Source organism: Streptomyces sp. NPDC059900, assembly GCF_050270335.1.
In the GTDB taxonomy this organism is placed as follows: domain Bacteria; phylum Actinomycetota; class Actinomycetes; order Streptomycetales; family Streptomycetaceae; genus Streptomyces.
The window spans coordinates 1-13205 of record NZ_JBNNJZ010000208.1 but is presented as its reverse complement, the minus strand read 5'-3'; the positions used below and the strand labels follow the sequence as shown (position 1 = coordinate 13205).

Sequence of the window (13205 nt, the reverse complement as noted above, 5' to 3'; positions counted from 1 at the left end):
GTCCTACTCGTCGTGGGGGGGGTAAGTCAGGCGCGGGGCTTGAGGCCGAGCTTCTGCCGGGCCTCGTCCGGCGTGGCGACGCGCGAGCCGAGGTTTTCGGTGATCTGCACGGCGCGCTCGACGAGTTGGGCGTTGGAGACCTTGTTGCCCTTGCCGAGGTAGAGGTTGTCCTCCAGGCCGACGCGGACCTGGCCGCCGAGCAGGATGGACTGGGCGACCCACGGCATCTGCATGCGGCCGAGCGCGAAGCTGGCCCACTGGGCGCCCTCGGGAAGCATGTTGACCATGGACTGGAGGACGCCCGGGTCGGCCGGCGCGCCCCACGGGATGCCCATGCAGAGCTGGAAGACGGTGGGGTTGTCGAGCAGGCCTTCGGCGAGCAGCTGCTTGGCGAACCACAGCTGGCCGGTGTCGAAGATCTCCAACTCCGGCCGTACGCCAAGCTCCTGGATGCGCTTGGCGCCCTGGCGCAGCATGTCGGGGGTGGAGATGTAGAGGTTGTCGCCGAAGTTGAGGGAGCCGCAGTCCAGGGTGCAGATGTCGGGCAGCAGGTCCTCGACGTGCGGGAGGCGGTCGATGCCGCCGACGAGGTCGGTGCCGGGCAGCTCGCCGAGCTCCTTCAGCGGCTGGACCGGGTCGATGACCAGGTCGCCGCCCATGCCCGCCGTCAGGTTGATGACGACGTCGGTGCCGGTCTCCTTGATGCGCTCGACGACCTCGCGGTACAGGCGGGGGTCGCGCGAGGGGTCGCCGGTCTCGGGGTCACGCACGTGGATGTGCACGACGGCGGCGCCCGCCTCGGCGGCCTCCACCGCGGAGGTGGCTATCTGCTCGGGTGTGACCGGGACGTGGGGGCTCTTGCGCACGGTGTCGCCCGCGCCGGTGAGGGCCGCGGTGATGATGACGTCTTGGTTCACGGGCATGGTGAACTCTCCCTCTGGGGTGGGGTGTTGGTGGTGCTTCTTTATTACGGGTCTGTGCGTGACGGCGGGTCTGTGCGTACGAGTGCCTGCGTACGGGGCTACGCGCCGGGCTCGGCGGTCAGCGTCGCGTCCACGTACACGAGCAGCGCCTCATGCATGTCGTCGGGGGTGGTGGCACCGTCCGCGCCGGGGGTGGCCCCGTCCGCAGCGGGGGTGGTGGCGAGCACCTGGGTGGCGAGGCCGTCGATCAGTGCGGTGAGCCGCAGGGCCGCCGACTGCGGGTCGACGAGGCGGAACACGCCCTGGTCGACACCGCGCCGGATGACGTCGGCGACCGTCGCGCGCCACTGCCGGTAGTAGTCGGCGTGCAGCCGTCCCACGGCGGTGGAGCGCGCCGCCTCCGCCCACAGGTCCAGCCACACGCTCCACTGCCAGCGCTGCTGCGGAGTGCGGGGGATCTGGAGCTCGACAAGCTGGCGCAGCTCGTCGGCGGCGTCCGCCGCGTCGGCGACGCGGGCCGCGCGGCGGGCGGTGTCCTCGTCCATGCACCAGCGGACGGCGGCTTCGAGGAGGTCGTCGCGGCCGGGGAAGTGGTAGTGGATGGCGGCGGTGCTCGTGGCGCACGCCTCGGCGATGTCCGCGACGCGTACGGCGTGGAAACCGCGCTCGGCCACGAGCCGTACGGTCTCGCGGACGATCTGGAGGGGGCGGCCGCCTTCCGTCGGGGCTGCGGGGGCGCGGTCACGGCGGGGCGGGGATGCCACGTCCCGGGCCCGGTCCTGCGCACTGGTGCCCAGGAGCCAGCCCGCGTCCACCCCGCCGGTGTCCGCGATGCGGGCCAGCTCGGCCGCGGTGAAGCGGCGGGTGCCGCCGAGCGAGCGGGAGAGCTTGGAGGGGTCCATCACGATGCGCCGGGCGAATTCGCGCTGGGTCGCTCCGGCGTCGGCGATGACCTTGCGGACCCTGTCCGCGACCTCGGGGTCTTGCTGCATGGGCGGTCACGCTACCTGGGCGTTGCGCTGATCGCAATCCACGAGGTGAGCTTTTCCGCCTCCACCTCGTGAATTGCGATCCTGACTGACGTCTCAGTTATCGCAACGCCCTGCCACATCAGCACCCCGGCAGCGGGTGTCGCCCGCAGAGGTCAGGTCCGGTCCTGGACCCCCTTGACGAACTCGTCCAGGTACGGGTCGGCGATCTTTACCTGGCCGTGCTGGTGGTGCTCGGCCGGGTCCACGGTGATCGCCCGCGCCTGCTGGGCCAGGGACTCCATCGCCGCGCGTTCCCGCGCCGCCCCCGCGTCGTCCCCCTCCCCCGCGAGGGACAGCGCCGCAAGGCCGTGCTCAAGCGCGGATCCCCACAGCTCCGTCGCGTCCAGCCACTGCTTCGAGTCATGGAGGAACTGCTTGTCCGGCACCCCGGAGCGCAGCACCGCAGGGACCTTCCCGATCTCCCTGGCGGTGGGCCGCAGCTCCCGCACCGCTCCGGCGGGGTCACTCTCGTACCGCTTCCAGAAGGCGTCCAGCTTCGGCCCGAGCACGGGTGACTGCGGCTGCCAGTTGGACTCGCCGAAGGTCGGCGCCGCGTGGTTGAGGTCCACGAAGGTCTGCACCGCGTCGGCGACCCGCGCATCGCCCCCGGTGAGATACAGCGCCGCCTGCCGTCCCGACCGCGCCCGCTCGTATCCCCGGTCGTTCCAGGAGAAGTCGTTCATGGTGAAGACGGCGAGCTTGCTGGCCCCCTCCTGGTTCATCGGGTTGGACACGATGCCGCTGAGATGGCCGGACAGGCCCGGCTCACGCTTGTCGTAGGGCGCGAGCAGGAGCCGTCCCGCCGTACGCGCGAAGTCGTTGACGGGGTAGTTGTCCCAGACAAAAACCTTGCGCCCGAAGAGCTCGGCGGCCTTCTGCGCCTGGGAGTTGGTGATCTCCGGCGGGACCACGTCCGTGCCCGTCCACATCACCTCGACCGCGCCGTCGAGCTCGGCCCGCATGGTCTGCTTGTACGCGGTGTCCGTGAGATCCCCGTACTCGGTCGGCACCATTTGCAGCGGATTGGCGTCCTCGTGCTGGGCGATGAAGTCCCGCTGGATGGTGTTGAGGAGACCCACCTGCGCCTTCGCAGCGGGACCGCGGCCCGGCTCGCCGTACTTCGCCTTGTCGCCGTCGCAGTTCCACTTGGTGTAGCTGATGTCGTCGAGCGGCACCGAGAAGGACCGCACCCCCAGGTCGTACATCGCCTGGAGCTTCGCCGTCAGCGCCTTGACGTCCGCCGGGTCCGAGTAACAGATGGAGCCGCCCGGCGAGAGAGCGAACGTGAAGCGCACGTGGTTGGCGCTCGCGCGGTCGATCAGCTTGCCGAGTTCGGCGAGCTTGTCCGCCGGATAGGGCTCGCGCCACTTCTCGCGGTGGTAGGGGTCGTCCTTGGGCGCGTAGACATATGTGTTGGCCTTGGTGTCGCCCAGGAAATCCATCTGGTCGAGGCGTTCGGCCTCGGTCCAGGGCGGGCCGTAGAACCCTTCGATGCTGCCGCGCAGCGGCATGGCCGGGTAGTCGGAGACCTCCGCACCCGCTATTCGCCCGTGCGCGATGAGCTGGCCGAGCGTCTGCGCCGCGTAGAACTGCCCGGTCGCGTCCTTGCCGCCGAGCGCGACGGTGCGGTGCTTGACCCGCAGCGCGTACCCCTCGGCCTGTTGCGGCACCTCCGTCCCGCCGAGTGCCTTCGCGATGTCGGGCCGGGCGGCCGGGCCGAGCAGAACGGTCAGCGGGGCACGGCCCGACGCCTTCGCGCGTACGTCGATGTCGCGCACCCCGTGGGCGCGCAGCGTCTCGGTGACGCGCTCGCGGGCCGCCTTGTCCGTGTCGTCCGTGACGACGAGTTCCGCGCGCCGCGGCAGCCGCACGTCGTCACCCGCGCGGGCCATGTGCTGCGGGGTCGGCGAGACGACGGGGAGCCTGCGGGCCGCCGTGTCCTCCTGCGCCGGCACAGGCGCGGCGGCAGCAGAGGGCGCCAGCGGGATCGCCAGGACGGCCAGCGCGAGGAGCGCCGTTCGAGGTCTGAGAGCGCGAGTGGTGCGGGGCATGGGGGCCTCCGGACATCGGGACTTCGGGCACTTCGGGCACTTCGGGGTGGGGGTATCGGGGTGGGGGTAGGGGTGCGGTTACTGATGCGGGGAGCGGCGGCTAGTCCCGCGTGTGCTCCCGGTACAGGTCGAGGACGCCGTCGAGTTCCAGGGCGATGACCGTGCACAGCGGATCGAGTTGGTCGTCGGTGAGATGCACGTACTCCCAGCCGGGTACGTCACCGAGGCCGCCGACCCGCTCGTGCCGGGCGGCGGTGTCCGTGCCGAGCACCCGGGCGGACGTCACGCCGTTGCGCACGCCCCGCAGCACCACGTATTCGTTGGGCCGGTCGAAGAGGAACAGATAGAGGGTGCGGCGGTCGGCGGAGAGCGTCGACGGGCCGTAGAAGTGGCCGTGCGGAAGCCCGCGTCCCGTGCCGTGGACCGCGTCGGCGTGCCGCGACGTCCACTCCCCGAGGGCTTCGAGGCGCTCTACCTGCTCGGGGAGCAGCGTGCCGTCCTCCTTCGGGCCGACGTCGAGGAGCAGATTGCCGCCGCCAGAGATGGTCTCGGCGAAGATGCGGACGAGCTGACGCGGCGACTTGTGGCGGGTGTCCTGCGGCTGGTAGCCCCAGGAGTCGTTGACGGTGAGGCACAACTCCCATGGCTGGTCGGGGGGTTCGATCGGTACGCCCTGCTCGGGGGTCGCGTAGTCGCCGTGCCCGGTGAGGCGGCCGTTGACGACGGTGTGCGGGCAGAGCGTGCGGATCTCCTCGGCGAGTTCCGCCATCCGCCACTGCTGCGGACTGCGCTCCCACTCGCCGTCGAACCACAGCAGATCCGGTTCGAAGCGTTCGAGGAGTTCCCGCACCTGTACGCGGTGGAAGGCGAGGAAGTCCGCCCACCTCTTTTCGGATTCCTCGCCGGCGGCAGGCATGGAGTAGGGGTTGCCGCGCTCGGCGGGGTCCTGCCCTTCGGGGCGCACGGTCGCGTAGTCGGGGTGGGACCAGTCCAGGTGCGAGTAGTACAGGCCGACCTTGATGCCGCGGGCGCGCAGGGCGGTGACGTACGGCGTGATGAGGTCGCGGCCCGCAGGAGTGCGCTTGACGACGGAGAGGTCGTTCGCCGCCGTGTCCCAGAGGGCGACCCCGTCGTGGTGTTTGGCGGTGAGGACCGCGTAGCGGGCGCCCGCGCGGACGAAGAGATCGGCCCAGGCCGCGGGGTCGTACGCGGAGGCGGTGAAGCCTTCGAGCTGCGCCATGTAGCGGTCGTAGGGCACCCGGTCGTCGAAGAAGGACCACGACTCGGCCACTCCGTCCACGCTGTAAATGCCCCAGTGGAGGAAGATCCCGAGCTTGGCGTCCGTGAACCACGGCTGAATCACGCGAGCAGGCTAGGTCGAGAAAGATGGCATGTACAAGGGGGCGTCGGAAGGCAAATTCCGGTTGGCCGTGTCACGACCATTGACCGGCCTAGAGACCAAGTGATTTATTCACTTCATGAGTTACGGCAGTCAACCCTCCCTGTCCGAGCGCCTGGCGGACGACATAGTCGAGATCATCCGCACCGAACGCCTCACCCCCGGCGACGCGCTTGCCTCCTCCCGCGAGCTGGCCCGCCGCTTCGAGGTCACCACACCGACCGTGCGCGAGGCGCTGCGCAGGCTGGAGGCCACCGGGGTCGTGGAGTTCCGGCACGGTTCAGGGACGTACGTGGGCCCCGGAGTGGACCGCAGGCTCCTGGCCAACCCGCATCAGCCGCGCAGCGACCGCGCCTCGGTCCTCGAACTGGTCGGGGCCCGTCTGGTCCTGGAACCGGCGATCGCGGCGGCCGCCGCGCGCTCCGGGGCCAAGGAGGGGATCCGGCAGCTGTCCCTCGCCACCGGCAACGCCCTGCTCCCGCCCGAGGAGTCCCTGCGCCAGTCCGTGCACTTCCACGTGGCGCTCGCCGAGGCCAGCGGCAACACGCTGCTCAGGGAAGCGGTCGAAGCCCTGCTGTACGTGCGGGCGCGCGAGCAGGTGGAGATCCGGCACCGCTACAACGACCGCGAGCGCGACCACGCCGAGCACGTGGAGATCTACGAGGCGGTACGGTCCGGCGACGCGGCGGCGGCGGAGCGCCTCACCCGCGAACATCTGACGGCGATCCGCGACGCGGTACTCGCGGCGGACTTCCCCGGGGAGGGCTCCCGATGAACGACACCCCCGGCCAACTCCCCCACCACCTGGCCGAGATGACCACCGTCGAGGCCGCCGAAGCGGTCCGTGCGAGCCCGCTCGTCATCATTCCCGCGGGCGCCTTCGAGCAGCACGGGCCCGGCATGCCGCTCGCCACCGACACCATCCGGGCCGAGCACGTCGCCGACCTGGTCGCCGCGCAGCTCGCCGGGCGTGCCGTCATCGGGCCCTCGCTCGGCATCGGGGTCTCGCCGCACCATCTGGCGTTCGCGGGCACGGTCAGCCTGTCGACGGGCACCCTTGCCGCGCTCGTCCGTGACTACGTCGACAGCCTGCACCGGCACGGCTGGCGGGACGTGCTCGTGATCACCGGGCACGGCGGCAACAACGCCACGCTGAGCACCGTCGCGCAGGACCTGCTCGTCACCCACCCCGGCCTGCGGTTCGCCTGGACCCCGCTGACCACCCTCGCACCGGACGCCGTCGCCGCCATGCGGCCCAGCGAGGTGCACGGGCACAGCGGGGAGGCGGAGACCGCCCAGATGCTGTATCTCGCACCGGAGTTGGTGCACACCGACCGCCTCGCCCCCGGCTCCGTCCGCCGGGACGACCTCGACCCGCTCTCCCGACTCGCACGCCGCGGCGGCCACCCCGCCCTGACCGTGCCGTACGACCGGCTCAGCCCCAACGGCGTACTCGGCGATCCGCGCCGCGCCACGCCCGAGGACGGCCGCGCGATCGTCGACGCCGCGGTCCACCGCATCGTCACCTTCGCCAAGGAGTGGCTGGACACCACCGGCTGACGCTCCGTCACCTCACCTCCCTGCCTTCCCCCTCACCCTCACCCTCAGCCGTCGGCGCTCCCCGCGCCGCCGGCGGAAGGAGCCTGCCTTGAAACGCGCACTGTCCCGCACGGCCGCCTCTGTCATCGCCGGACTCACCCTGCTCACGGGGGCGAGCCTGACCTCTCCTTCGTACGCAACGACCTCGTACGCGAAGACCACCGCCCCCGGCTGCCGGCAGGACAGCCCCCAGCCGCCCGGCACCACCGCCCCGCATACCCTCACCAGCGGCGGTCTGGCCCGCACCTACCAGCTGCATCTGCCCAAGGGGTACAGCGGCGACCGGCAGTGGCCCGTCGTCCTCGCCTTCCACGGGCGGGGCAACACCGGCAGCGGCACCGAGGAGTTCAGCAAGCTGTCGACGCTGCCCGCGATCGTCGCGTACCCGGAAGGCGTCGTCGGCACCGGTGACGGGCAGCGGCAGGCATGGCAGGGCGCTCCGTACGCCGCGCCCGGCGTCGACGACGTGGCGTTCACGGGTGATCTGCTGGACTCGCTCCAGGCCCAACTGTGCGTGGACGAGCGGCGGGTGTACGCCACCGGGAAGTCCAATGGCGCCGGGTTCACCGCGCTCCTCGCCTGCCGGATGGCCGACCGCATCGCCGCCATCGCCCCCGTCGCCGGGGCGTTCTATCCCGGCACCGGCGAGAACTGCCGCCCTTCGCGCCCGGTCCCGGTCATCGATTTCCACGGCACGGGGGACGCCACCATCCCGTACGGCGGTGACCCCGACCGGGGCCTGCCCGCACTCCATGACTGGCTCACCGCCAGGGCCGCCCTGAACGGCTGCCGCACCCGCACCCCGGACCGCGCGACCGCCCCGGACATCACCGAGTCCCGCTGGACCGGCTGCAAGGACGGCGCCGAGGTCCGCCATGTGGCCGTCACGGACGGCGGCCACACCTGGCCCGGCGCCGACAGCTACAGCGGCGGCGGCAAGACCACCCAGAGCATCGAGGCCCACGAGGTCCTGTGGAACTTCCTGCGCCGCCACCACCTGCGCTGAGTCACCACCCCGCTCCCCCGCGCGCCCAGCCGCACCCCGTCCCCTCCCGCCACCACCACCCATCCCCAGCGGAGCCGCCGCCATGTCCTCCCCGACCCCTGCCCTGCCGGACGCGCCACCCCCACCGCCCGAAGGTCCCCCGCTCCCCCGCCTCATCCGCGCGATGGCCGTCGTCGAACGTGCCGGGAACGCGCTGCCGCACCCCTTCTGGCTGTTCTGGATCCTCTCCGGCATCCTCGCCGTGATCAGTGCGGTGCTCGCCGGGTTCGACGTCTCCGTCATCGCGCCCGGTGACGGCAAGCACGTCTCCGTGCAGAGCCTGCTCAGCGGGGACGGGCTCGCGATGGCCGTCTCGACGATGATCGAGAACTTCGCCGCGTTCCCGCCGATGGCGACCATCGTCGTGGTCATCATGGGCGTTGCCGTCGCCGAACGCAGCGGATTCCTGGCCGCGTTGATGAAGGTCGGCGTCTCCCGGGTGCCCGCCTCCTGGGTGGTCTTCGCGGTCGCCTTCGCGGGCACCGTCTCCCATGTCGCCTCGGCCGCCGCCTACGTCATCCTCGTACCGCTCGGCGGGCTCGCCTTCCGTGCCGTGGGCCGCTCCCCCGTGCTCGGCATCGTCGTCGCCTACACGTCGATCGCGTCCGGCTACGACGCCAGTCCCGTGCCGACGCCGAACGACGCGATCTTCGCGGGGATCACCACGGCGGCCGCGAAGATCGCGGGCGGCGACGACGCGTACGTCTCGCCGCTGAGCAACTGGTTCTTCAACATCGCCTCCTCGCTCCTGCTCGCCGCCGTCATCACCCTCGTGACGCGCTTCGTCCTGAGCAAGCGTCCCGACCTCGACGCTGACCCGGACGCCGATCTCGACGACATCGACGCGCTCAGCCTCAGCGACCGCGAGCGCTCGGCCCTGCGCCGGGCCGGCCTCTCCTTCCTGGTGGCCGTCGCCGCCCTCACCGCGGCCGTCGTGCCGGTCTCCTCGCCCCTGCGCGGCGAGGGCGGAAGCATCGTCGAGTCACCGCTCCTGGACGGCATCGCGGCGATCGTCGGCTTCCTCTTCGCGCTCGTGGGCGTCGTCTACGGGCTCCGCTCGGGGTCCGTGCGCAAGGCGGGCGACGTGCCGAAGCTGATGGTCGAGGGCGTCAAGCAGATGGCTCCGGTGCTCGTCCTGTTCTTCGCGATCGCCCAGTTCCTCGCCTACTTCGACTGGACCCACATCGGCGACGTCCTCGCCGTCAAGGCCGCCGAGCTGCTCGAACACAGCCAACTGCCCATCGTGTTCGTGTTCCTGCTCATCCTGCTGCTCCTGACCGTCGTGAACGTCATGGTCACCAGCGGGTCCGCGATGTGGGCCCTGGCCGCGCCCGTCCTCGTACCGATGCTGATGCTCGTGGACGTCCCGGCCGAGACCACGCAGGCGCTGTTCCGCATCGCCGACTCCGGTTCGACGGCCATCACGCCCATGAGCCCGTACTTCGTGATGGCGCTCGGCTTCCTCCAGCGGTACCGCAAGTCGGCGGGGCTCGGCACGCTCGCCTCGTACACGCTGCCGCTCGCCGTGGCAATGACCGCGGCCTGGACGCTGCTCTTCCTCGCCTGGTGGGCGCTCGGCATCCCGCTCGGCCCGGGCGCACCAGTGCGCTGACGTCACGCGATGGTGTGACGCCGCGGCACCGGCCGCATCGGCTTGCCTCCCGCGGGTAGTGCTCCGCTGCCCGTAAGCCACCGCGCGAGGAGAACGCCGTATGCCGCAGCCCTTCGAACTGCCCGCCTTCTATCTGGCGCACCCCGCGAGCCTCAACCCCCATGTGGAAGAGGCCAGGGAGCACTCCGGGACGTGGGCGCGTGACATGGGGATGCTGGAGGGGTCGGGCGTCTGGGAGCAACGGGACCTGGACGCCCATGACTACGCCCTGCTGTGCGCGTACACCCACCCGGACTGCGACGGTCCCGCGCTGTCCCTGATCACCGACTGGTACGTGTGGGTGTTCTTCTTCGACGACCACTTCCTCGACCTGTTCAAGCGGACCCGGGACCGCGAGGGCGGCAAGGCCTATCTCGACCGGCTGCCCGCCTTCATGCCGATGGACCTGTCGGCGCCCGTCCCCGAGCCGCGCAATCCGGTCGAGGCGGGGCTCGCGGATTTGTGGGCGCGCACGGTGCCGCACATGTCGCGGGACTGGCGGGCCCGGTTCGCCGAGAGCACCGAGAATCTGCTCAACGAATCGCTGTGGGAGCTCTCGAACATCGACGAGGGCCGGATCGCGAACCCCGTCGAGTACATCGAGATGCGCCGCAAGGTGGGCGGAGCGCCCTGGTCGGCGGGGCTCGTCGAGTACGCGACGGGCGCGGAGGTCCCCGCGGCCGTCGCCGGTTCCAGGCCGCTGCGGGTCCTGAAGGAGTCGTTCTCCGACGCCGTCCACCTGCGCAACGACCTCTTCTCGTACCAGCGGGAGATCGAGGAGGAGGGGGAGCTCTCCAACGGTGTGCTTGTCCTGGAGACGTTCCTGCACTGCACCACGCAGGAGGCGGCGGACGCCGTGAACGACCTGCTCACCTCGCGGATGCAGCAGTTCGAGAACACGGCGCTCACCGAACTCGGGCCGCTCTTCGTCCGCAGCGGGCTGTCCGCGAAGGAGTGCGCGGACGTCCTCGCGTACGCCAAGGGCCTTCAGGACTGGCAGTCCGGCGGGCACGAGTGGCACATGGTCTCCAGCCGGTACATGAACCAGGGCGGCGCCGCCCTGTCGCCGCTGGCCGGACCCACCGGCCCCGGCACGTCGGCCGCCGGGATCAAGGCGCTGATCGCCGCCACGGGCGCGAAGCGGCTGCGCAACCACACGCACGTGCCCTTCCAGCGGGTGGGGCCTTCCCGGCTCCCGGACTTCGACCTGCCGTGCGAGGCGCGGCTCTCGCCCCATCTGGCGGCGGCCCGCCCCCGCACCGTGGAGTGGGCCGACCGGATGGGCATGCTCGTACCGCAGCCCGGAGTGCCGGGTTCCGGCGTCTGGGACGCGCACAAGCTGTACGGCTTCGACTTCCCGCTCTGCGCGGCGGGCATTCACCCCGACGCGGATCCCGAAGCCCTCGACCTCAGCTCGCACTGGCTGACGTGGGGCACGTACGGGGACGACTACTTCCCGGCGGTGTTCGGCAGGCCGCGCGATCTCGCGGGAGCGGCGCTCTGCAACGACCGGCTCTCGCTCTTCATGCCGCTGGACCTCGACGGCATGCCGCTGCCCGCGAGCGCCCTGGAGCGTGGCCTCGCGGACCTGTGGGTGCGCACGGCGGCGCCGATGGACCGGGAGGCGCGCCGCACGCTGCGCACCTCCGTCGAGGTCATGACGGCCGCCTGGCTCTGGGAGCTGGACAACCAGGCGCAGAACCGCATCCCCGATCCCGTCGACTACATCGAGATGCGCCGCCTCACCTTCGGCACCCCGCTGACGACGAGCCTGTGCCGCCTGGGCCACGGTCCGCGGGTCCCGCGGGAGGTCTACCGCACGGGGCCTATCCAGAGCCTGGAGAACGCGGCAGGCGACTACGCGGCCCTGATGAACGACGTCTTCTCGTACCAGAAGGAGATCGAGTACGAGGGCGAGCTCCACAACGGCATCCTCGTCGTGCAGAGCTTCTTCGGCTGCGACTATCCGACGGCCCTCGGCATCATCGACGACCTGATGAAATCGCGGCTGAGCCAGTTCCGCCATGTCGTCGCCCACGAACTGCCGGTCCTGTACGACGACTTAAGGCTGCCGCAGGAGACGCGGGACATCCTCGACGGCTATGTGCGCGAGCTGGAGAACTGGATGACCGGCATCCACACCTGGCACCGCGACTGCCGCCGCTACCGCGAGGAACATCTGACGCACGGCCCACTGCGCACCCCGTCGGGCCTCGGCATGGCGGCGCTGCGCCCGGAGTGGCTGCGGGAGCCGCTGTCCCGGCCCTGCTGATCACCCGGTGTTCCGCGGCTGCGGCAGGATCTGGCGCAGCCGCGGGTCGGGGTGCCGCTCGCGGCGCCACTCGCGCGGGTAGCCGACCGAGACCTCCTGGAAGCGGACGCCGTCGTGCCAGGTGGTGCGGGGGATGTGCAGATGGCCGTAGACGACCGCCGCCGCCCCGTACTTCACGTGCCAGTCGGCGGTCAGTTCGGTGCCGCACCACAGCGCGAATTCGGGGTAGGTCAGGATCCGGGTGGGGTCGCGCACCAGCGGCCAGTGGTTGACCAGGACCGTGGGGATGCCGGGCGTGCGCCGGGCGAGCATCTCCTCGGTGGCCGCGACGCGGGCGCGGCACCAGTCGTCGAGGCCGGGATAGGGGTCGGGGTGCAGGAGCACCTCGTCGGTGCAGACGATGCCCGCCTTGTGCGCCGCCTCGAGGGCGTCCCGCTTCGCGTAGGTGCCTTCGGGGCGGAACGTGTAGTCGTAGAGCAGGAACAGCGGTGCCACGGTGGCCGGACCGCCCTCGCCGCGCCACACGGGGTAGGGGTCCTCGGGGGTCACGGCGCCCAGGGAGCGGCACAGGTCGACGAGATGGCGGTAGCGCTCCTCGCCGCGCAGCTGGACCGGGTCGTCGCGGGGCGTCCACAGTTCGTGGTTGCCCGGCGTCCACACCACTTTGGCGAAGCGTTCGGTGAGGGTGCGCAGCGCCCATTCGATGTCGGCCATGCGCTCGGCGGTGTCTCCCGCGACGATCAGCCAGTCCTCGTCGGTCTGCGGGCGCAGGGATTCCAGGAACGTGCGGTTGTCGGCGTAAGCGACGTGCAGGTCGCTGATGGCGTACAACTTCGGTTTTTTGACCGGTACTTGTGTCACTCCGTGAGGCTAACCGCGGGATCGGACGTCAGTGGTGTGTTTCGCTGCCGCCGTGCTGGATCTCCAGATACTCCTCGGGGGTCGCCTTGGGTATCTGCGCCGACGGCCCGAACATGGCACGTCCGAGGCGCGCCCGGAGCTTCTCGCCCCGGCTGACCTTGCGTGCCACGCCGTGTGCGTCGACCACCGGGCCGATCTCGTACGGCTTGGGCTGCTCGTGCGCGGTCAGCCGGTACAACTCGCTTTGCGACAGCGGCACATGCACTTCCACGTACTCCCCGTGCGGCAGGCGTTTGATCGTGCCGCTCTCGCGGCCGTGCAGCACCTTCTCGCGGTCGCGGCGCTGCAACCCCATGCACCACCGGTGTGTCAC

General features: G+C 70.9%; 10 protein-coding genes and 1 pseudogene. 5 read left to right on the top strand and 6 right to left on the bottom strand.

Annotated features, from left to right (window positions below; all coding sequences use genetic code 11):
- Nucleotides 1–26 precede the first annotated feature (26 nt).
- From ACQKIP_RS24640 to ACQKIP_RS24625, 4 genes are all read right to left on the bottom strand, one after another.
- Nucleotides 27–923 (bottom strand): 3-keto-5-aminohexanoate cleavage protein, encoded by an 897-nt coding sequence (locus tag ACQKIP_RS24640; RefSeq protein ID WP_361185197.1) that lies wholly within the window; start codon nucleotides 921–923, stop codon nucleotides 27–29.
- 98 nt (nucleotides 924–1021) lie between these two features.
- Nucleotides 1022–1915, bottom strand: coding sequence for a TetR/AcrR family transcriptional regulator (locus ACQKIP_RS24635; RefSeq protein ID WP_365855454.1), 894 nt, complete (start codon nucleotides 1913–1915; stop codon nucleotides 1022–1024).
- A gap of 152 nt (nucleotides 1916–2067) precedes the next feature.
- Nucleotides 2068–4005: a beta-N-acetylhexosaminidase family protein gene (locus tag ACQKIP_RS24630; protein ID WP_365855456.1), complete on the bottom strand. Its 1938-nt coding sequence runs from the start codon at nucleotides 4003–4005 to the stop codon at nucleotides 2068–2070.
- Nucleotides 4006–4105: 100 nt separating this feature from the next.
- Nucleotides 4106–5365, bottom strand: coding sequence for an alpha-L-fucosidase (locus tag ACQKIP_RS24625; RefSeq protein ID WP_365855813.1), 1260 nt, complete (start codon nucleotides 5363–5365; stop codon nucleotides 4106–4108).
- Nucleotides 5366–5483: 118 nt separating this feature from the next.
- On the opposite strand from ACQKIP_RS24625, the gene ACQKIP_RS24620 reads away from it, so the two are divergent.
- The 5 genes from ACQKIP_RS24620 (at nucleotide 5484) to ACQKIP_RS24600 (ending at nucleotide 11971) form a co-directional block, all read left to right on the top strand.
- Nucleotides 5484–6179: a FadR/GntR family transcriptional regulator gene (locus tag ACQKIP_RS24620; RefSeq protein WP_365855458.1), complete on the top strand. Its 696-nt coding sequence runs from the start codon at nucleotides 5484–5486 to the stop codon at nucleotides 6177–6179.
- The gene (locus ACQKIP_RS24615) at nucleotides 6176–6964 is read left to right on the top strand and encodes a creatininase family protein (RefSeq protein ID WP_365855460.1); all 789 of its coding nucleotides are present in this window, start codon (nucleotides 6176–6178) and stop codon (nucleotides 6962–6964) included. The genes ACQKIP_RS24620 and ACQKIP_RS24615 overlap by 4 nt, the downstream gene beginning before the upstream one ends.
- Nucleotides 6965–7052: 88 nt before the next feature.
- Nucleotides 7053–8009: an alpha/beta hydrolase family esterase gene (locus tag ACQKIP_RS24610; protein ID WP_365855462.1), complete on the top strand. Its 957-nt coding sequence runs from the start codon at nucleotides 7053–7055 to the stop codon at nucleotides 8007–8009.
- 82 nt (nucleotides 8010–8091) lie between these two features.
- Nucleotides 8092–9660 carry an AbgT family transporter gene (locus ACQKIP_RS24605; protein WP_365855464.1) on the top strand — a complete coding sequence of 523 codons (1569 nt, stop codon included), beginning with the start codon at nucleotides 8092–8094 and terminating at the stop codon, nucleotides 9658–9660.
- A gap of 100 nt (nucleotides 9661–9760) precedes the next feature.
- Nucleotides 9761–11971 (top strand): terpene synthase family protein, encoded by a 2211-nt coding sequence (locus ACQKIP_RS24600; protein ID WP_365855466.1) that lies wholly within the window; start codon nucleotides 9761–9763, stop codon nucleotides 11969–11971.
- Here ACQKIP_RS24600 and ACQKIP_RS24595 read toward each other — a convergent pair whose 3' ends face one another.
- Both ACQKIP_RS24595 and ACQKIP_RS24590 read right to left on the bottom strand, forming a co-directional pair.
- Entirely contained in the window at nucleotides 11972–12832 is an 861-nt protein-coding gene (locus ACQKIP_RS24595; RefSeq protein WP_365855468.1) for a metallophosphoesterase family protein, read from the bottom strand. It abuts the gene before it with no gap.
- 28 nt (nucleotides 12833–12860) lie between these two features.
- A pseudogene (locus ACQKIP_RS24590) lies at nucleotides 12861–13205 on the bottom strand (ubiquinol-cytochrome c reductase cytochrome b subunit); the annotation flags it as partial.